We start from the raw sequence: 19,353 nt of genomic DNA, 5'->3' as shown, positions 1-19,353 counted from the left end.
AAATTGCGCCGAGGCTTTCGACCGGCGGTTTCAAACTTCTGCTCGATATTCTTGCGTCGGCTCCAATGGCGTTGAAGATCATCGAAATGCCTTATGCGTTCAGGCCGCGCCAGATCGGCAAATCGAAGCTCGATGCGTTGGTCGTCGCGGACTTCCTGGGCCTGCTGCTTGCAAAACTCAGCGGCAACACCGTACCGCCGCGTTTTTTCCTGTTCGCATTGGTCGGAGCCTCTGGCCTCGTGGTGCATATGGCGACCCTTCGCGCTCTTCTGACGACGATGCACATTCCGTTCAATGCCGCGCAATTGGCGGCTGCCTTCGTTGCCATGACATCCAATTTCTTCCTCAACAACGCGCTGACGTTCCGAGACCGACGTCTTGTCGGCATCGCCGCGCTCAAAGGTTTGTTGACGTTTTACCTGGTCTGCAGTGTCGGTACGCTGGCGAACGTCGGCGTCGCCGAACTGGTCTATCTTCGCGATCCGAGCTGGTGGCGCGCAGGCATCGCGGGCGCCTTGATGGCGGCTGTCTTCAACTATGCCGTCAGCTCGATGCTGACGTGGAGAAAATCGTAGTGAGCGTCGTCACCGAACGTCCTGCTGCGATCGCTTCGCTGCGCCGGCTTCGCATCTATGGCGCCGCGGATAATCTTCTGATCGCTGTCGCACTCGGCCTATGTGCGCTTCGTCTCGTCATGGCGTCGTCGTTGGGGCTTGCCGACGACGAAGCCTACTATCGTATCTGGTCGCTGGCCCCTTCGCTTTCCTACTTCGACCATCCGCCCATGATCGCGTGGATGATTGGAGGAGGCCGCATGTTGCTCGGGGATTCGGCGCTCGGCATCAGATTGGTCGCGCCATTCTGCCATTTGCTTGGAGCATTCTTGCTATGGCGGACGGCCTATCTCCTTTACGGCCGGGCGACGGCGCAGACTGCTGTTTGGCTCTACCTCGCCATGCCCCTTCTCGCCGTCGGCGGCATCCTTATGACACCCGATTTGCCGTCGGTACTTTTCGCTGGGCTTGTGTTGTGGTCGCTCGCGGAACTCGATCGTTCGCGAAACGCAAACTGGTGGCTTGCCGTCGGAGTTTTCGCGGGGCTTGGACTTCTTTCGAAATACACGAACCTTTTTTTGGGCGCGACCATCGTGCTCTGGCTCGTCGCCACGCCCGAAAACCGGAAGTGGTTCCGGTCCCCGCAGCTTTGGATCGGAGGCTTGATTGCCGTCGCGGCGGCGATGCCCGTCGTCATCTGGAATGCCGAGCACGGCTGGGCGTCGTTCGCCAAGCAGTTCGGCCGCGTCGGTCATAGCGGCACGCTTGGCCCAGCTTATTTATTCGAATATCTCGGGTCGATTATCGCGCTGGCGAGCCCGTTGGTCGCGATTTTCGCGGCGGTTGGCCTTCTGGGCGTTGCGCGCGCGGCCGTTGCCCGGCGGCGGAGCAACGATATCCTTCTAATGGCCGCCGTGCTGCCGATGCTCGCCTATTTCACCTTCCACGCGCTGCACGATCGCGTGCAGGGCAACTGGCCCGCGCCGCTTTATCCACCTCTGGCGATCTGTGCGGCGATCGCGATCGAAGCGATCACGCTGGAGCGGCGGCGAAAAGCGCTGTTTGCGTCGGCATTGGCACTCGGCTTTCTGGCGACGGGCGTCATTTACGCTGACGCGCTGCGGCCCATGCCGATTGCTGCGCGGATGAAGGATCCGACCGAGCAAATGCACGGCTGGCCCGCACTCGCGGACGCTATCGACAGAAAACGCGCCGAAACAAACGCCGCTTGGATCGCGACGTCTAGCTATGCGACGACCGGGCAACTCGCAATGGCGCTCCGCGGCCGCAGCGACGTCGCGCAACTCGACCAACGGATCCGCTACGAGTTTTTGCCGCGCATCCCGGCGGCAACGCTACGGAAACCGGCGCTTTACGTCGAACTCGACCGGCGGATCGACCTTGCGCTGCTGAAATCGAAATTCCGCGGTGTCAAAAAGGTGGGAACGCTGACGCGCGCCAACGGCCTTCCTGGCGGCGCCACATATCAACTCTATTTAGCGGCGGACCCGCGCGTCCCGCCGATTTAATGTTTTCACGAAGGGCGCTTTTTGGCGTTTGTACGAACGATCGTCATTCGTGCTAGGGTTGGTCATGGATCAAAATACCTCCGCACTTGAGCGCGCCTTCCAATTGGCCAAATCCGGTCGCTGCGCGACCGTGCAAGAGGTCAAGCGGGACATGAAGAAAGAGGGCTACTCGATCAACCAGGTGACGGGCAGAGCGCTACAAAAACAACTCAACGCTTTGATTGCAGAAGCGCGCCGCAATATCGATTGACGGACGGCAAGACCTGGCCACCGATGCAGGTCTCGCCGAACCTATCTAACAAACCGCCGAATAATCAGGCCGCTTCTTTATTAAGACGGCTCTCGGCAAGTTTCGTCAGCTTGTCGTCAGCGCCGTACTCTTCCTTCAGCGTTTTTTGAAGAATGGCGGCGACGTCCTTGTGGCCGAGAAGTTTGGCCCACGAAACAAGGGTTCCGTAGCGCGTGATTTCGTAGTGCTCGGCGGCTTGGCCGGCGGCAATCATCGCGGCGTCGCGTGTGTCGGGATCTTCGACCTCGGACATCAGCTCCTCGCCTTCCTCAAGGATGCCCTTGATCGCCGGGCATTCAACCCCCTTCGATTTACGGCCAAGCGCTTTGAAGACTTCGTCGAGGCGCGCGACGTGCTCCTTGGTCTCTTCGAGATGGCCCATGAACGCCTTAGCGAGATCGGGAGAGTCGCAAGCCTTGGCCATTTTCGGAAGGGCCTTCACCAGCTTGCCCTCAGCAAAATAGACGTCTTCGAGAGTATGGATAAAAAGATCTTCCAGTTTTTCGATTTTCATTGGGCATCTCCTATACGCGGGGGGAATCGTGTCTGGCTGCAACGCCAGCGGGGCGCAGTGGTTCCCGAACCCGCATAAGTGTAGGCCGCGCATGCGAAGGGGCGCTCTTCCATCCTGAGTGCGGCTTCGCTATGCATCGGCGATGAAAACCTCCGACGTCGACATTCTCATTGTACCTGGCTGGCAGAATTCAGGTTCCGATCACTGGCAGACTCGCTGGGAGCGGAATTTGAGGACGGCGCGCCGAGTCATTCAGGAAGACTGGGACAATCCGGACGTCGAGACCTGGGGCGACCGGATGGCGAAATTTGCCAGCGGCGCAACGCAACCAGTGGTCGCTGTTGCGCACTCGCTGGGCGTCCCGGCGCTTGTTTACGCTGCCGACAAACTCAAGCGCAGCGGCGTAATCGGAGCGTTTCTCGTCGCTCCGGCGGATGTCGACTACGCTCAATTCTGGCCGGATACCGGCGGCAGACGGTGGCCGCCCGAAAAGGGTCCGCGCGGATTTGAGAAAATGCCGGAGCGCCGCCTGCCGTTCCCGTCGCATCTCGTTGTTGCAAACAACGATCTCTATTGCAGCTACGCACGTGCGGAGCATCTCGCGGACAAATGGGGTGCAACGCTGAGCGACGCGGGGGAAAGCGGCCATATCAACGTGGAATCGGGTCACGGCCCCTGGCCCGAGGGGTTGCTGCAGTTCGGAAAGTTCCTGAGCCAGCTCGGGTAAGTGCAAATGACGCCATCCCTCGCAGGTTGGGACGACATCACGAGTGGAGAGCCCGCGGTCCAATGCGGTGAGGTCCCATCCTCGCAACTCCATGGCCGGGCTTGACCCGGCCATCTAGAGCCGCTTGCTTCGCTGTCCCGTCGTGTTGCCCCGGATGGCCGCCTCGGAGGGCGGCCATGGTGCTAAAAGGGAAACGATCGAATCCCAGACAATCAGCCCTTTGCGGACTCGAGGTCGGTAACGGCTTTGGCGAGGGCACTGGCCATGATCGTCCGTATCTCGGCGTCGTCGACCGCGATGCCCTTTGCTGCGAAGTCTGCTTTCACTTTGCGGAAGACGTCGTCGTCGCCCTTTTCTGCAAGGTCAGCTTTGCGAACATCCTTGATGTAGGCTTCGAGCGCGTCGCCTGTCAGTCCGAGCTTAGCGCCCGCCCATTCCGCGACCGCCTTATTGCGCCGACTCTCGGCTTTGAATTTCAGCTCTTCATCCAAAGCGAACTTCTTCTCAAATCCCTGCTCGCGATCGTTGAACGTCGTCATTTCGTCAAAGCTCCCTTTCAGCATTCCCGGCTGCCCACCGGTCGCAACTTATAGTTGTGTATGATAATCACGCGCGCCGGGGGCGCGCGTTGCATAGCCAGCCGCTCCGTTGACATTCACCAGCATTAATCGGCGGTCTGAACGAAATCAACGGGTTGGCTGAGAGCCTCCCGAAGGACGCTGCGGCTCATGGTCTACATTGTGTCGCCCCCCGCGTTCGGCTAGTCTCCGGACAAGGCTTTCGGGCGCGAAAAGGCGCGCGACTCCTTCCCCGACATGCAAAAAACAAGTTGGAAAATCAACGCGTCAGCGTCTGACACAGTACTCTTGAGAAAAATCCGATCTACGTATGAGTGAGAGCAAGCTGTTGATCCTCAGAGGACCCGGAATGAACAAGCGTCGCCGCATCTACGAGGGCAAGGCAAAGGTCCTCTATGAAGGTCCCGAACCGGGAACCCTCATTCAGCATTTCAAAGATGACGCGACCGCGTTCAATGCGAAGAAACACGCGTTGATTGAAGGCAAGGGCGTACTGAACAATCGCATCTCCGAATACATTTTTATGAAACTCGGAGAGATCGCGGTTCCGACGCACTTCATCAAGCGTCTCAACATGCGCGAGCAATTGATCCGAGAAGTCGAGATCATTCCGCTCGAAGTCGTCGTTCGCAACGTCGCGGCGGGCTCGCTTTCGACACGTCTCGGCCTGGAAGAAGGTTCGCAGCTTCCGCGCTCGATCATCGAGTTCTATTACAAGAAGGACGAACTGAACGACCCGATGGTCTCGGAAGAGCACATCACGGCGTTTGGCTGGGCGACGCCGCAAGAGATCGACGAGATCATGCAGCTGGCGCTCAGGATCAACGACTTCCTGGTGGGCCTGTTCCTCGGCATCGGCATTCGGCTCGTTGACTTCAAGGTCGAGTTCGGCCGCCATTATGATAACGAGCAGGTTCGCATCATTCTTGCTGACGAGATTAGCCCGGACTGCTGCCGGCTCTGGGATCTGCAGTCGGGCGACAAGCTCGACAAGGATCGTTTCCGGCGGGATCTCGGCGGCGTGCTCGAAGCCTATCAGGAAGTGGCGCGGCGGCTTGGCGTGTTGACTGAAAATCCACGCCCGCGCGGCGCGGGTCCGGTGCTCGTTGCATCGAATCCCGTTAGTGGCAAACCCAATTGAACGGTTAGGGGCTAGTAATTAGGTTTTAGGGCGACTTTTCCTAGAACCTAGCCCCTAAACCCGATCCCTAAAAAGCGAAGCGCATGAAAGCCCGCATCAGAATTACGCTGAAGAACGGTGTCCTCGATCCGCAGGGCAAGGCCATCGAGGGCGCCGTCAAAGGGCTTGGGATTTCCGGCGTTGGCGACGTGCGTCAGGGCAAATACATCGAGGTCGACCTCGTCGAGACAGACCCCGACAAGGCGAAGACCATCGTCGAGCAGATGTGCAAAGACCTGCTCGCGAATACCGTCATTGAAAATTATAGCTACGAGATCAGCTGATCGATGGCGGCGCGGCTCGCGGCGATCCTTGCGATGCTCGTGCTCGGTATTTGCCGGGCCGCCGCCGATCCTATCCCGCCTCCGCCTGATCTTGATTGCAGCAAAGGTTTCGAGGCGCTTCGGAACTGGGCGGCTTGGCTGCCCGGGGCTGACCGTACGTCCCGCGACGGCAAGGATGTCATTACCCTTTCGGCGCCCACGATCTGGCGTGTGGAGATTACCTTCACCAACCCCGGCGAGCCCGGGCATCCCGCCATCATCCTGCGCAAGTTTCTAAAACAGGTCACCGGCGTCTGGACGGCGCAGAGCAAGGCGTGCAGTTTTGGCGATAAAGCGCAATTTGAGGCATTGCTGGCACAGATCAAAGCCGAAGACACGAGGCTGACCAATCTGTCCCGAGACGAGGTCGCGCGACAGAAGAGCGAACGGTCGCCGCTCGCGCCGGGACCTTAAAGATCCCCGCAAGGGGAAGGGAGTAGGGTTGTTCCAGGCGCGACGGGGCGGCGAGTGGACTTGGCGCCGGAGTCGCATTACCTGACCTCTGTCAGTTCTGAATTGACGCGCCGTCAGGATATGCGTGACGGCGGTTACAACGGATAATCGAGGCTATCGAGGATGCTCCGCGCTTCCGTCATCGTGTTTCCGGGGTCGAACTGCGATCGCGACGTCAAAACGGCGATCGAGCGGATCACTGGCTTCGCGCCGAAAATGGTCTGGCACGGCGATGCGAGCGTCCCCTCGTCCGACGTCATCGTGCTGCCGGGCGGATTCTCCTATGGCGACTATCTGAGATGCGGCGCCATGGCCGCGCATTCGCCGATCATGAAGGACGTGGTTACAAAGGCGAAAGCGGGAACGCCCGTTATCGGCATCTGCAACGGCTTTCAGGTGCTCTGCGAGACTGGGTTGCTGCCGGGCGCGCTGATGCGCAATGCCTCGCTGCATTTCATCTGCCGCGACGTGTTTCTGAAAGTCGAGAACGACGAGACGTTCTTCACGAAGTGCTACCGCAAGGGCGAAGTGATCCGAATTCCGGTGGCGCACGGAGAAGGCAATTATTTTGCCGACGGCGATACGCTAGACCGGCTTGAAGGCGAAGGGCGCGTCGCATTCCGCTATTCGGACGGGGACGGGAACGTTTCGCCGGAGGCATGTCCTAACGGGGCACAACGCAATATCGCCGGGATTGTCAATGAGACGGGCCGCGTGCTCGGCATGATGCCTCATCCCGAGCGTCTCTATGAAACCGCTCTTGGCGGGACAGACGGGCGTCGCGTATTTGAAAGCATTCTGCTTTCGACGCTGGAAGCCGCGACCTGAACTTTCTTCTTTTCGTCATCCCAGCGCGGGCCGGGATGACAATAGACCAGCACTACGCGTCGCTGCCGCGAACTTTGCGCGCTCTACCGTGCGAGTTCTTCTTTCACCTTGGCGGCGAGCTGGGGAAGCGAGAACGGCTTCGGCAGGAACGCGAAATCGTCAGAGCCCATGCTCTCGCGGAACGCTTCGTTGGGATAACCGGATACGAAAATCACCTTCATCGCCGGATTGCGCTTGCGCAATTCCTTAAAGAGCGTTGGACCGTCCATCTCAGGCATCACGACGTCCGAAACCACGATATCGACCTGCCCTTCGTTTGCCGCCATGATCTCCAGTGCTTCGAGGCCGTCGGTCGCTTCCAGCACCTGGTAACCCTGCCTTTTCAGCGCGCGGACGGCAAACTGGCGAACCTCGACCTCATCTTCGACAAGCAGGACGCGGCCGGTGCCGGTGAGATCCGTCGCTTTCAGCTCTTTCTTCGCGGCGGCAATAGTCTGCGGCCGCGCTGCCTCGACGTCGTCATCCTCGATGACATGGCGCGGGAGGAAGATCTTGAACGTCGTGCCTTTGCCGACCTCGCTTTCGGGCTGAATGAAGCCGCCCGACTGCTTGACGATGCCGTAGACTGACGCGAGGCCCAAGCCCGTGCCTTTGCCGACGCCCTTGGTCGTAAAGAAAGGCTCGAAGATCTTGGCCATCACTTCCGGACTCATCCCGGTGCCGGTGTCGGCGACTTCGAGGAGCACGTATTCTCCCGTCTTGAAGCCCGCGACCGCGCTCATCTTCTGGCTTTCGCGCTCGGTGACGTTGCGTGTGCGGATCGTAATCTTGCCGCCCGACGGCATGGCGTCGCGAGCGTTGCGGACCAGATTGAGAACGATATTGAAAAGCTGATCGCTGTCGGCCCGGACGTACCAGAGATCGCGCTCGGCTTGTATCTTCAGCTCGACTCGTTCGTCGATCGAGGTTTTCAGAAGCGCTTTCGAATTGGTCATCAGCTCGCCGAGATCGACGACAGTCACCTGCTGCGTCTGCTTGCGCGAGAAGCCTAAGAGATTGGCGACGAGACCGGCCGCGCGATTGGCCGCCGTCTGGATATTTTTGATGTCCTTATAGGCCGGATCGCTCGGACGGTGCGTTTGCAGCAGCAAATCGGAAAAGCCGATGATTGCGGTCAGGACATTGTTGAAGTCATGTGCGATGCCGCCTGCGAGATTGCCGACGGCTTCCATCTTCTGCGCCTGGGCGACGCGGCCTTCGAGTTTCTTCTGCTCGGTCGCATCGATGACGTAGAGCGCGGCCGCGGCGCCACCCGAGACAGCCGCGAGCGGGGACATGAAAACGCGGCAGTTGAACTGCTTCTGTTCGCCTGCGGTGATCTCGACGGGTTGAACGTGACCGCGGCCCGCCAGGACCTCGGCGAGATTGGCTTCAATGCGACTGCGCTCTTCGGGCTCCGCTGTCCGGCACAATGCGTCGGAGGCCAGCATATCCTGCGCCGGGCTCCCATCGAGAACGAGGCGCATGAATGCCGGGTTGCAGTTTGCAATGCGGCCTTCACCGTCGAGCGTTGCAATACCGAAAGGTGCCGATTGGAAGAACTGCGAGGCGCGGACATCCTGATACGAGCGATCGCCAAGACCGGCCGTCAGCCTGTTGATCGCCGTAATCGTGAAGCCGTGGCTCGCCTGCTCTCCGGCGGGCTCGACGAACAGCGTCAGCGGGACCATGCGACCGTCCTGGCGCGTCAGGTCGAGATCGACGACGCGCTGCTCGGCATCGGCGATTTCGGACATGCGCTCCAGAAGCTGCGCGCCCTCCTCCCCTGCCAATTCCGAGAGACGCAGATTGTGGGTCCGCAACGAGCCGACGGGATAACCGAGCCATTGCTCAAACGCGGCATTGACGTGAAGAATGGCGCCGTCGCCTGCGATCGACATGAAGCCTGCCGGCATCGAGTCGAAGGCCGCGAGCGAAGCTTCGAGACTGCCGATGCGTTGTGCTTCCTTCGTCTTGTCGCTCGAAACGTCCTTGACCTGCCATAGCGCCAACCGCTGGCGTGTCGGGCTGCCATCAACATCCCGGCCGGTCGATGCGAAAGGACGAACGGATATTCGTACCCATGACGGCCGGCTGCTTGGCCCCGGCCGCAAGCGCACTTCTTCACTGCGCGTCTCGCCGCGCTCGACGGCGCGCGTCAGACGAAAGAGCGCCTGCGTCGCTTCGGGCTCCACGCTCATCGCGGCTTCGAGCGCGGCGAACGGTCCAGCCTCGTGGCGTCCGAACATATCGTCGATTGCGCCATTGGCATAGACGACGGAACCATCGAGCTGCGCTATGATTTGTGGCTGGTCGCTGGCGTCGGCTGCTGCCTTCAGGAGGTCGCCTGGAGCCAAGCGTGCGCCGATGCGGATATGACCGGCGGCAACGCCAAAGATCAGGAACATGCCGAGCATCGCCAGAACCGCGATGACGGTCAGCAGCAACGGCTCGCCGGAGCCACTAGCGAGCAGGCCAAAGACCAGCGCCGCAGCAGCCGCGACGATCAGTGCTATCGGGAGGAACCCGCCAAACCCTTCCGCCGTCATCAGCGGATCGATCGGGGCGGCATCGACCCTCAACGCCTCGCGATCATTCATGGAATTGGAATCTAACTGATTCTCGATCAGCGGGACGTCAGACTGGAGCATGGGACTGGAACTCAAACGCAACTACAACTGTGCCGCAACGAGTCGGCGGTTTTTGGTTGCCTAAGACTTCTCTCAAGAGGGTTAACATGCGGTCAACTCGAGAGTAACGATCGTTGACGGGGCGCTAATTTTTGTGCGGCGCCATCGAGCCATTGGACAGTAAGCGGCGAGGCAGCATGCAAACCTACATTTTCTGGACGTTTCTCCTGGCGGTGCTGGCTTTGCTCTGCGCCGGAATCGCGGTTTTCGTCCGGGCTTATCTCAATGGAACCACACCCGCTGCGATGCTGTTCCGGCCGAAAGGTGAGCGCCGGCTCGAGGTCGTCGATCACGCCAACGTCGATAGCCGCAGAAAATTACTGCTGATCCGGCGAGACGACGTCGAGCATCTCGTCATGACCGGTGGTCCTGTCGATGTTGTCATAGAGACCGGCATTGCAGCATCCGCTGCACAGGGCACACCCGCAGCCGCGCCGCCGCCTCGCGAGCAGGCCGCTTTTCGCCGTCCCCCCATTCTTGGGCGGGTCCAGCAGAACCAAGGTCCCGCCGATCCGGAACAAGGTGCTGGGTTCTAGGGATTAGGTGCCGGGTTTCAGGTCTTAGACCGAGATACAGAAAGCGTGCAGATTAGCGCGCGCCTTCGACGTCACCGAAGTCGGACATTGTCAGCTTACGAAGATTGAATGGGCTCGTGGCGCTTGCGATCGAGCCGCTCACCAACACGGCTTTGCGGTGCTTGTGGTTGGCGCGAGCACTCCACATGGCTGGACTTGCCGAAGCATCAACGTAGGGGAGCTTGAATGTTTTAAGCCACGGCGCCGACGACAACATTGCCCCCGCGACCGCGACCATCACGACAGCCGACATCTTAGAAGAAACCGAGACTGACACGGCACGATCCTTTCCAGGCAGAAGCTCCGGACAAGGCGAGTGTCGGCGGAATCCGTTAACGCGGCGTAAAGTCTGTCCGAAAACGGAACAATTAGAGCGCGCGCCAGATGGCTGGCTATTCCTCGCGGTAGACGCGCTCGCGACGTTCGTGGCGTTCCTGAGCCTCGACGGAAAGCGTCGCAATAGGACGCGCATCGAGGCGCTTTAAGCCGATCGGCTCGCCTGTGTCCTCGCAATAGCCGTATGTGCCGTCCTCGATCCGGCCCAATGCCGCATCGATCTTGGCAATCAGCTTGCGCTGGCGGTCGCGCGTGCGAAGCTCGGTCGCCCGATCCGTCTCGGAGGTGGCGCGATCGGCAAGGTCCGCGTGCTGAGTCGAATCTTCGTGCAGGATTGCCAGCGTCTCGCGGGTTTGCCGCAGGATTTCATCTTTCCATTCAAGCAGCCGCTTGCGGAAGTAAGCCTTGTGCATGTCGTTCATGAACGGCTCGTCGTCCGAGGGCTTGTACCCTGGCGGCAAAACGATGTCGGCAATCTTTACGCGCGGAGCCATCTTCTTATTCGTACCCTCTGACTTCTTCGGCGGCGCCGGTTTCGCGGCCGCTACTACCCGCGTTGCGGCGTTTTGTGGAGCGGGCTTCTGATGTCCCAGCTTGCCCTTGTCGGGTGCCTTGATGGATGCCTTGACCGGCGCCGACTTCGCAGCAGCTTTTGCCGGCTTCTTCTTTTCGGCGGTAGCGGCTTTCGCTGCCTGTCCCTTGCCGGCCTTTGCAGCCGCGCCAGGCTTGCCCGCAGATTTCTTCCCGGCGGATTTGCCCTTTGCCGCCTTTGCCGCGATCGTCTTGCTCATCGTCCGCCTCTCCTGAGGCTTGTGCACTCGAGCTGATAATCGTCGCCGAAGAGGAGACCGCCTCAAGGAATCGGGCCCGTATTTCGGCCGACCCTTATCTATGCGGAGGGCCCTCCGAGTCAAGCCGCAGCCAAGGATGCCGCCCAATCAAGGTTGGACTATTTATCCCTGTGATAACAAAAGCTTACGATACGCCACCCCATCCGCTCGCGTCTACGCGCAAGGAATACTTTTGTCGGACGGTGCGCTTCGGTCATCTTGCTTGAGATTTCAGTCCGCACTTAGGCTAGCGGCATGCCAGCTAATGAGACCCATCACTCCATGAAATTCGAAGGCACCTCCTCTTACGTTGCAACCGACGATCTCAAGGTCGCGGTCAATGCCGCGATCCGGCTTCAGCGTCCGCTCCTGATCAAGGGCGAACCGGGAACGGGGAAATCGGTACTCGCTGCCGAAGTTGCAAGTGCCCTCAACGCACCTTTGATCGAATGGCACGTCAAATCGACGACGAAAGCGCAGCAAGGTCTTTACGAATACGACGCCGTTTCGAGACTTCGCGACGGGCAGCTCGGCGACGAGCGCGTCAAGAACATCGCCAACTACATCAAACGCGGCAAGCTGTGGGAGGCGTTCACGGCGCCGGAGCGCTCCGTGCTTTTGATCGACGAGATCGACAAGGCTGACATCGAATTCCCGAACGACCTTCTGCAAGAACTCGATCGTATGGAGTTCTTCGTCTACGAAACCGGTGAGACAATCAAAGCCACCACACGGCCGATCGTGCTGATCACGTCGAACAACGAAAAGGAACTACCCGACGCCTTTCTGCGGCGCTGCTTTTTTCACTTCATCAAGTTTCCGGACGCGGAAACGATGCGCCGGATCGTCGAGGTGCATTTTCCGGGGCTGAAAAACCGTCTCGTCAGCGATGCGCTGCGAATTTTCTATGAGCTGCGCGATGTGCCGGGGCTCAAGAAGAAGCCTTCGACCTCGGAACTGCTCGACTGGCTGAAACTGCTCCTCAACGAAGACATCGATCCAGCTCTTATTCGCGAAAGCGATCCGAGGAAGCTCGTGCCGCCGCTCGCTGGTGCGCTCATCAAGAACGAGCAGGACGTCCATCTCCTCGAACGTCTCGCGTTCATGACGCGGCGGCGTAAAGATTAGGGATCGTTGCCGATATTTCCTTTTTGCATTGCCGAAATTTCCAGCCGTATGGCGTTACCCTGTTACGTCCGCCCAGTTTAAAGAAACTTTGTTCGATATTTTGAGCGCGTGCTTCAGCTTGATTTCAGCCGATGGTTGCGCCTGAATGGCTTTCTCGGCCTTTCCCGATGGATCAGCGATTGCGGCTAGGGAGATTTGAAATGAGAAAGTTATTAGTGGCGTTGGCTGTTGTGAGCACGCTTGGCTTTGCCGCGTGCAACAACGAAGACAAGGCAAATACCGCAGCAGATAAGGCGGCCGCGGATAAAGCCGACGCCGACAAAGCGGCGATGGAGGCCAAAGACGCCGCCGATAAGGCGGCAGCCGATAAAGCCGCGGCAGATAAGGCTGCTGCAGAAAAGCCAGCGGAAACCACACCCGCCGCACCCGCGACGACGACGCCTGCGGATAGCGGTTCGACAACGACTTCGCCACCGGCTCCCGCTCCGAGCCCCTGATCGCGGTTCAGCGGAATTTCACGATCGCACAGTGCGCTTTTCGACAAAGGAGCTAGGCCACCAGGCCTAGCTCTGCTTCTTTGCTTGTGCGTATTTGTCGCGAGCGCTAACCACCATTCTGCGAACTCCTGGCCATATAGAAGATCGCTGCGCAATCTGAAGCTCCTTTGCGAGCTATTGCCAGGCGTTCTATCTCGCTTGGGCAAGCCTTGGCCGCGGCGCCGCGAAACTTAAAACCTGGCCCGTCGTGCGAATTCGCGCGCAGTTTTCTGGAGCGCTTTGGATCGTCTATGTGTGGCATCTTCGGCATCATCGACTTGAAGGGGCGCCGCAGCGTGCCGGCGTCCGTTTTGAAGCGCGCCGCCGACGCCATGCATCACCGTGGCCCGGACGAAGAGGGATATCTGCAACGTCCCGGCTTCGGCTTCGCTTCGCGACGCTTGAGCATCGTCGGATTGGCCGACGGTCAACAGCCGATGTTCAACGAGGATAAGAGCGTCTCGGTCGTCTTCAACGGCGAAATCTACGATCAGAACGATTGGCGCTACGATCTCAAGACGCGCGGACACAAGCTCACCACGCATTGCGACACCGAAATTCTCCCGCACATGTGGGAGGAGTACGGGCAAGACATGTTCGCGAAGCTCAACGGGCAGTTTGCGTTCGCGCTATTCGACGAACGTCAACAGACGTTTGTCCTGGCGCGCGATCGCTTCGGCATCTGCCCGCTCTATTGGACGCGAACGACGCGCTTCGGCACGGACTGGCTTATCTTCGGCTCCGAGATCAAGACGCTTCTGGCGACCGGTCTTGTCGAGGCTAGACCCGACCGTCGCGGCATCGATGCGGTTTTCAACTTTCTCGCAGTCGCGGGGCCGTTCAGCTGCTTCGAAGGCATCAACATCCTGCCGCCGGGAAATTTTCTGACGATTACGCGCGGGCGAGCAGGCGAAAGCGCGAAGATCTCCGAACGCAGCTATTGGACGATGGATTTCCCCGACAAGGGGAATGAAATTGGCGGGCAGGATGAAAAGACGCTCGTCAACGAATTCGAGAGCGTTCTTTACGCGGCCGTCCAGCGGCGTCTCAGAGCCGACGTTCCGGTTGCTTCGTATTTGAGCGGCGGCGTCGATTCCAGCACCGTGGTTGCGATGGCGCGAGATATTCTCGGTGCAGCGCCCGCCACCTTCACCGTCAAAATTCGCGATCCCAAGCTCGACGAGACCGAACAGGCGGCGGTCATTTCGCGACATCTCAATGCCAATCCGCATGTCGTCCCGTGCGGATCGGAAGAGATCGTCTCAAACTATCAGCGTCTGCTCGTCGCGACGGAAGCGCCCGTGACGGACACGTCCTGCACTGCGCTGATGCTGCTTGCGGGCAAAGTCCACAATGAAGGTTTCAAAGTTGCGCTAACGGGTGAAGGTTCGGACGAGTGGCTCGCCGGATATCCGTGGTATAAAATCAATCGCGTTTTCGAGGGCCTCGGCGCGATTTCGGGCGGCACGCTCGATGTGGCTCTGCGAAGGCGGGCGTTCACGTGGCTCGGCTGCTCGAAGGATGGTGTCGCGTATCTGGACGGTTGCGTCCCATCGGCCGGCGGCCCGCATGCCTTCCAAAGATTTTACGATCTTCTCGGTGCATCGCGCTTCCGTTTTTACAGCGCAAGCATGCTGTCCGACCTTTCCGGACACGATCCCTACGCGGACTTCGCGCCCGATCTCGGCCGCGCTCAGAAGTGGCATCCGGTCAATCGCGCCATCTACTGGGCCGGACGAATTCATCTTCCGGGCCAGCTTCTGAGCCTCAAAGGCGACCGCATCGCGATGAGCCAATCGGTCGAGATGCGCTATCCGTTCCTTGACAATAACGTCTTCGATTTCCTTGCGAACATCGATCCGAATTGGAAGCTCAAGGGCTTCAAGGAGAAATATCTCCTGAGGCGCGTCGCCGAACGGTGGCTGCCGAAGTCGGTCGCTTGGCGGCCGAAGGGTATGTTCCGGGCGCCGCTCGATGGCTTTTTCCTCGATCAGCGACTGCCGTATGTGGACGAGCTTCTGAGCGAAGAGTCGCTCAAAAAAACCGGTTACTTCGATCCGAAAGCCGTGCAGATCTGGCGAACCAAGTATCGCGAACTGACGACACGGTTCTATCGCCGAAGCTCGGTCGAACTTGGGCTTGTCGCGGTTCTTGCGACGCAGCTTTGGCATCAAACGTTTGTCGACTCTTCGCTCGCGAGTTTGCCCGACTGGCGTTCGCTTTCAGGCGTCGCCGGAGACGTTCGCGATCTTGGATTTGCGGAAGAGATGCCTGCGAGTGCTGCCGCCGGCTGAGGGATCAGCTGCGCTCCGCCGCGCCGTAGGCGGCCATAAACATTCTCACCGCCGATTTCACGACCTGCTCGATGTCCTGAGCTGTCGCCTGCTCCGAGATTGCGCCATAGAGGCGCGGCCGCATGATCTCCGTCTGCACGAGTTCGAGAAACTGCGCGGCGGCGAGTGAAGAATCCGGGACCTTCAAATTGCCTGCGGCGACATGGTGGTCGATGAAAGCTGCCACCGCGTCGATCGTCCGTTGCGGGCCGGCCTCATAGAATTCCCTTCCGATTTCGGGCATCCGTTCGGCTACGCCGATGACGATCCTATGAGCCGCAATGACGAATGGCTGCGCGATAATCGTCATTACGTTGATGCCGAACCGTGTCAGCACGTCTTCCAGCGGTTGCTCGCGATCGAGCAGCGCGATCAACTCGGAGATATTCCGGTCGCGGCGCTCGGCGCAGATGGCCGTGAAGAGATGTTCCTTATCCTGAAAATAAACATAGAGGGTCGCTTTCGATACCTGCGCTTCGCGAGCCACGTCATTCATGCTCGCCGCGTCGAAGCCCAAGGTCGAGAAAATGCGCCCGGCACCATCCAGGATTTGCCGGCGTTTCTGCGGGTCGGTGCCAGCGGCGGGCCTGCCGCCTCGTCGCTCCGGACGCCCCGGCGAAGGTGCTGAATGCGAATCCATGCGCTCAATCCTATACGAGCGGATAACGCCCGTTTCATTGAAATCCACAAATAACGGAACCGAACGGTTCAGTTTCGACTTGATATCCGTCTTCCGAGCGTGTATGTCAAGCCAGAACTGAACCGTTCGGTTTAATATAAGCCCATCTTCGTTAAGGATTGGCGTCATGTCGAGAGATAAATTGAACACCGTCTTAAAGGAGCGCCAAGACGCGATCGAGCGTTCGGTCGTGCAGCCTCGATCATCGGCTGCAGATGCGCGGCTGCATGCGGTCGCCGACGCCGCAAAAGTCTCTCACCTTCCTCCAATGAAGGCGGAGGCGACGCCGACTGCGGAAACGCGGGAGCCTCCTACCGCTCGTGAAGGCACCGCCGTCAAGGCAGAAAATGCCGAGGTGGCGAAGCCCGGCTCGCGGCGGAAGCCGATCTTCATGGGCATCGGCGCGCTCGTGCTCGCAGCCGGCGCGTGGTTCGCTTACCAATACATCACCGTCGGCCGTTTCATCGTTTCGACCGACGACGCTTATGTCGGCGTCCACATGTCGATAATCTCGCCGAAGGTTTCCGCGTACGTCACCGACGTTCCCATCGTCGATAACCAATTCGTGAAACAAGGCGACGTGCTCGTTCGTCTCGACCGCGGCGACTACCAACTGGCGCTCGATCAGGCAAAGTCGAAGCTCGCGACGCAGAACGCGGCAATCGTCACATTCGACGCGCAGATCAAGGCGGCCGAAGCGGCCGCGGCACAGGCGCGCGCACAACTCGATTCCGCGAAGGCAACCGTCGTCAAGACGGAAGCCGATTACACCCGCACAAACGCGCTTACCGCCAAAGATTACTCAACGAAGGCTTCGCTCGACGCGGCTATCGCAGCACGCGATTCCGCACGCGCTCAACTCAAAGCCAATGAGGCCGCAATCCAGTCGGCGGACGCAAATGTGGCGCTCCTTCATGCTCAACGCGATCAGGCCGTGGAAGTCGCAAAGGAATTGCAGGTCGCCGTCAATCAGGCGGCGCGCGATCTCTCGTTCACAACCATCCGCGCGCCCTTTGACGGCGTCATCGGCAATCGCAATGTGCAAGTCGGCGACTACGTTACGCCCAGCAAGCGGCTGGCTGCCGTGGTTCCGCTCGATAAGGTGTATGTCGACGCAAATCTGAAGGAGACGCAGCTCGGACCGGTTACCGTCGGTCAAACGGCCGATGTCGAAGTCGATGCACTCGGCGGTGAAGTTCTGAAGGGTACGGTCGTCAGCGTCGCCCCGGCGTCGGGATCGCAGTTCTCGCTGCTGCCGCCCGAGAACGCGACGGGCAACTTCACGAAGATCGTGCAACGTGTACCGGTTCGCATTGCAATTCCCGCATCCGAAGCGAAGGGCAGGCTTCGTCCGGGACTGTCAGTTGTGGTCGACATCGACACGCGCACGACGCCGAAGGGGTCGGCTCAAAAGCAGGCCGCAAACTAACCGACCGGATCGTTAGCCGGAGGGACGAGGCATGAGCACGTCTCAGACACCGACATCGCCGCCAGCGTCCGACGTCCCGCCAGGCACCCTCGCCTGGATCGGCGTGACGCCGCGCCAACTCGCAGGCTTTCTTGCGATGGTGTTCGGCATGTTCATGGCGATCCTCGACATTCAGATCGTCTCGGCATCGCTGGCGGAAATCCAGGCCGGTCTTTCGGCCAGCTCGGATGAAATTCCGTGGGTGCAGACGGCGTATCTGATCGCGGAAGTCGTGATGATCCCGTTGTCGGGTTTTCTGGCGCGGGCGCTTTCGACGCGCGTGCTGTTTCTTTCTGCGGCCATCGGCTTCACCGCCGCCAGCGCGCTGTGCGCTACCGCGACCTCGATCGATCAGATGATCGTTTATCGAGCGATTCAGGGCTTCATCGGCGGCGGCATGATCCCAAGTGTCTTCGCGGTCGCCTTCTCTCTCTTTCCGCCGTCAAAACGAAACATCGTGTCGCCGATCATCGGGCTGGTCGCAACGCTCGCGCCGACAATCGGGCCGACGGTCGGCGGCTATTTGAGCGACTCTTATTCGTGGCACTGGTTATTCCTTGTGAACGTCGGGCCCGGAATCCTTGTCGCAATTGCGGTCTACTTCCTCGTCGATTTCGACAAGCCGGATTATTCGCTGCTCGACCGGTTCGACTATCTTGGACTCATCAGCATGGCGCTGATGCTCGGCTCGCTGGAGTACGTGCTCGAAGAAGGTCCGCGCTACGATTGGTTCGACGATCAGACGATTGCGACGTTCGCCGTCGTCGGGGTGGTTGGCGCGCTCGTATTCTTCTGGCGCGCGTTCACCGCGAAGGATCCGATCGTGGAATTACGCGCCTTCCGCGACCGCAATTTCGCGTTCGGATCATTCTTCAGCTTTACGATGGGCATCGGGCTTTATGGGCTGACGTACATCTACCCCGTCTACCTCGCACAGGTGCGCGGGTACGACGCTTTGATGATCGGCGAGACGATGTTCGTGACGGGAGTCGCGATGTTCATGACTGCGCCGATTGCGGGACGGCTTGCGAGCCTTCTTGATCCCCGCGCGATGATGCTCATCGGGTTCGCGGGCTTCGCGGCCGGAACCTACATCACGACGAACATCACGTCGGACTGGGACTTCTATGAATTGTTGCTGCCGCAAATCCTGCGCGGCTGTTCGTTGATGCTGTGCATGGTGCCGATCAACAATCTGTCACTCGGCACTTTGCCGAAAGAGCAATTGAAAAATGCGTCGGGACTTTTCAACCTGACGCGAAACCTCGGCGGCGCGTTCGGGCTGGCGATGATCAATACGATCCTCAACAAGCGCCTCGATTTGCATCTCGAACGCTTGCACGAAAGCGTTTCGTGGGGCCGCGCGGTTGCTGAAGATCAACTCGCCTCGATGCAACAGTCGATGTCGCAAGTGCTTCCCGATGGCGATCTGTCGGCGATTAAGCAGCTCGCGCGGCTGGTTCGCACGCAAGCCAATGTTCTGTCGTTCGCAGATATCTTTGTCGTCCTTACGGTGCTGTTCGCGAGTGCGGCAATCTTCACGTTGATGATGCACAAGCCGGCGCCTCTTCCGGCCGGAGCCGGAGGTCATTAGTCGCGACGATATTTTTCTTCTCCCCTCCTGCACTCCGGGGAGAGGACCAGAGTGAGGGGCCGCCGCTCTCCCTTCCCCCGCGCGGCGCCCCTCACATTATTGCGATGCGCTTCGCGTATCTTCGTCGCCCCGGCATATGCGGGATGTGCCTAGGGAAAATTGCCGACGAA

General features: G+C 59.6%; 20 protein-coding genes. 14 read left to right on the top strand and 6 right to left on the bottom strand.

Annotated elements, in window-relative coordinates; all coding sequences use genetic code 11:
• Positions 1-248 precede the first annotated feature (248 nt).
• From VHB22_RS16355 to VHB22_RS11995, 3 genes are all read left to right on the top strand, one after another.
• Entirely contained in the window at positions 249-575 is a 327-nt protein-coding gene (locus tag VHB22_RS16355; protein ID WP_414652741.1) for a GtrA family protein, read from the top strand.
• Positions 575-2,083, top strand: a complete 1,509-nt coding sequence (locus VHB22_RS12000) for an ArnT family glycosyltransferase (RefSeq protein ID WP_325457213.1) — start codon at positions 575-577, stop codon at positions 2,081-2,083. The genes VHB22_RS16355 and VHB22_RS12000 overlap by 1 nt, the downstream gene beginning before the upstream one ends.
• 64 nt (positions 2,084-2,147) lie before the next feature.
• On the top strand, positions 2,148-2,333 hold the full coding sequence (locus VHB22_RS11995; RefSeq protein WP_325457212.1) for a hypothetical protein: 186 nt from the start codon (positions 2,148-2,150) through the stop codon (positions 2,331-2,333).
• Between the two features lie 64 nt (positions 2,334-2,397).
• Here VHB22_RS11995 and VHB22_RS11990 read toward each other — a convergent pair whose 3' ends face one another.
• Positions 2,398-2,886 carry a ferritin-like domain-containing protein gene (locus VHB22_RS11990; protein WP_325457211.1) on the bottom strand — a complete coding sequence of 163 codons (489 nt, stop codon included), beginning with the start codon at positions 2,884-2,886 and terminating at the stop codon, positions 2,398-2,400.
• A gap of 142 nt (positions 2,887-3,028) precedes the next feature.
• On the opposite strand from VHB22_RS11990, the gene VHB22_RS11985 reads away from it, so the two are divergent.
• Positions 3,029-3,613, top strand: a complete 585-nt coding sequence (locus VHB22_RS11985; protein WP_325457210.1) for an RBBP9/YdeN family alpha/beta hydrolase — start codon at positions 3,029-3,031, stop codon at positions 3,611-3,613.
• 212 nt (positions 3,614-3,825) lie between these two features.
• Here the strand turns inward: VHB22_RS11985 and VHB22_RS11980 are convergent, their stop codons facing one another.
• The gene (locus tag VHB22_RS11980) at positions 3,826-4,152 is read right to left on the bottom strand and encodes a DUF1476 domain-containing protein (protein WP_325457209.1); all 327 of its coding nucleotides are present in this window, start codon (positions 4,150-4,152) and stop codon (positions 3,826-3,828) included.
• Between the two features lie 388 nt (positions 4,153-4,540).
• On the opposite strand from VHB22_RS11980, the gene purC reads away from it, so the two are divergent.
• The 4 genes from purC (at position 4,541) to purQ (ending at position 6,975) form a co-directional block, all read left to right on the top strand.
• Positions 4,541-5,332, top strand: a complete 792-nt coding sequence (gene purC, locus VHB22_RS11975) for a phosphoribosylaminoimidazolesuccinocarboxamide synthase (RefSeq protein WP_325457208.1) — start codon at positions 4,541-4,543, stop codon at positions 5,330-5,332.
• An 83-nt stretch (positions 5,333-5,415) separates the two neighbouring features.
• Positions 5,416-5,655 carry a phosphoribosylformylglycinamidine synthase subunit PurS gene (gene purS / locus VHB22_RS11970; RefSeq protein WP_325457207.1) on the top strand — a complete coding sequence of 80 codons (240 nt, stop codon included), beginning with the start codon at positions 5,416-5,418 and terminating at the stop codon, positions 5,653-5,655.
• A gap of 3 nt (positions 5,656-5,658) precedes the next feature.
• Positions 5,659-6,108, top strand: coding sequence for a hypothetical protein (locus VHB22_RS11965; RefSeq protein ID WP_325457206.1), 450 nt, complete (start codon positions 5,659-5,661; stop codon positions 6,106-6,108).
• 162 nt (positions 6,109-6,270) lie between these two features.
• On the top strand, positions 6,271-6,975 hold the full coding sequence (gene purQ / locus VHB22_RS11960; RefSeq protein WP_325457205.1) for a phosphoribosylformylglycinamidine synthase subunit PurQ: 705 nt from the start codon (positions 6,271-6,273) through the stop codon (positions 6,973-6,975).
• Positions 6,976-7,058: 83 nt separating this feature from the next.
• Here purQ and VHB22_RS11955 read toward each other — a convergent pair whose 3' ends face one another.
• Positions 7,059-9,614, bottom strand: coding sequence for a hybrid sensor histidine kinase/response regulator (locus VHB22_RS11955; protein ID WP_325457204.1), 2,556 nt, complete (start codon positions 9,612-9,614; stop codon positions 7,059-7,061).
• A gap of 227 nt (positions 9,615-9,841) precedes the next feature.
• On the opposite strand from VHB22_RS11955, the gene VHB22_RS11950 reads away from it, so the two are divergent.
• The gene (locus VHB22_RS11950) at positions 9,842-10,240 is read left to right on the top strand and encodes a hypothetical protein (RefSeq protein WP_325457203.1); all 399 of its coding nucleotides are present in this window, start codon (positions 9,842-9,844) and stop codon (positions 10,238-10,240) included.
• 52 nt (positions 10,241-10,292) lie between these two features.
• On the opposite strand, the gene VHB22_RS11945 is transcribed toward VHB22_RS11950, so the two are convergent.
• Positions 10,293-10,556: a hypothetical protein gene (locus VHB22_RS11945; RefSeq protein WP_325457202.1), complete on the bottom strand. Its 264-nt coding sequence runs from the start codon at positions 10,554-10,556 to the stop codon at positions 10,293-10,295.
• 115 nt (positions 10,557-10,671) lie between these two features.
• Positions 10,672-11,406, bottom strand: a complete 735-nt coding sequence (gene dksA / locus VHB22_RS11940; RefSeq protein WP_325457201.1) for an RNA polymerase-binding protein DksA — start codon at positions 11,404-11,406, stop codon at positions 10,672-10,674.
• Between the two features lie 321 nt (positions 11,407-11,727).
• Here dksA and VHB22_RS11935 point away from each other — a divergent pair, with 321 nt between their 5' ends.
• From VHB22_RS11935 to asnB, 3 genes are all read left to right on the top strand, one after another.
• The gene (locus tag VHB22_RS11935) at positions 11,728-12,573 is read left to right on the top strand and encodes a MoxR family ATPase (protein ID WP_325457200.1); all 846 of its coding nucleotides are present in this window, start codon (positions 11,728-11,730) and stop codon (positions 12,571-12,573) included.
• Between the two features lie 200 nt (positions 12,574-12,773).
• Positions 12,774-13,070, top strand: coding sequence for a hypothetical protein (locus tag VHB22_RS11930; protein WP_325457199.1), 297 nt, complete (start codon positions 12,774-12,776; stop codon positions 13,068-13,070).
• A 290-nt stretch (positions 13,071-13,360) separates the two neighbouring features.
• Positions 13,361-15,403 carry an asparagine synthase (glutamine-hydrolyzing) gene (gene asnB, locus VHB22_RS11925; protein ID WP_325457198.1) on the top strand — a complete coding sequence of 681 codons (2,043 nt, stop codon included), beginning with the start codon at positions 13,361-13,363 and terminating at the stop codon, positions 15,401-15,403.
• A 4-nt stretch (positions 15,404-15,407) separates the two neighbouring features.
• Here asnB and VHB22_RS11920 read toward each other — a convergent pair whose 3' ends face one another.
• The gene (locus VHB22_RS11920; protein WP_325457197.1) at positions 15,408-16,082 is read right to left on the bottom strand and encodes a TetR/AcrR family transcriptional regulator; all 675 of its coding nucleotides are present in this window, start codon (positions 16,080-16,082) and stop codon (positions 15,408-15,410) included.
• 166 nt (positions 16,083-16,248) lie between these two features.
• Here VHB22_RS11920 and VHB22_RS11915 point away from each other — a divergent pair, with 166 nt between their 5' ends.
• Both VHB22_RS11915 and VHB22_RS11910 read left to right on the top strand, forming a co-directional pair.
• Entirely contained in the window at positions 16,249-17,550 is a 1,302-nt protein-coding gene (locus tag VHB22_RS11915) for an HlyD family secretion protein (protein ID WP_414652739.1), read from the top strand.
• A gap of 31 nt (positions 17,551-17,581) precedes the next feature.
• Positions 17,582-19,183: a DHA2 family efflux MFS transporter permease subunit gene (locus VHB22_RS11910; RefSeq protein WP_325457196.1), complete on the top strand. Its 1,602-nt coding sequence runs from the start codon at positions 17,582-17,584 to the stop codon at positions 19,181-19,183.
• Positions 19,184-19,353: the final 170 nt, after the last annotated feature.

It is taken from the genome of Hyphomicrobium sp. (assembly GCF_035548195.1).
GTDB lineage: Bacteria > Pseudomonadota > Alphaproteobacteria > Rhizobiales > Hyphomicrobiaceae > Hyphomicrobium_B.
This window is presented reverse-complemented; position numbering and strand designations above follow the sequence as displayed.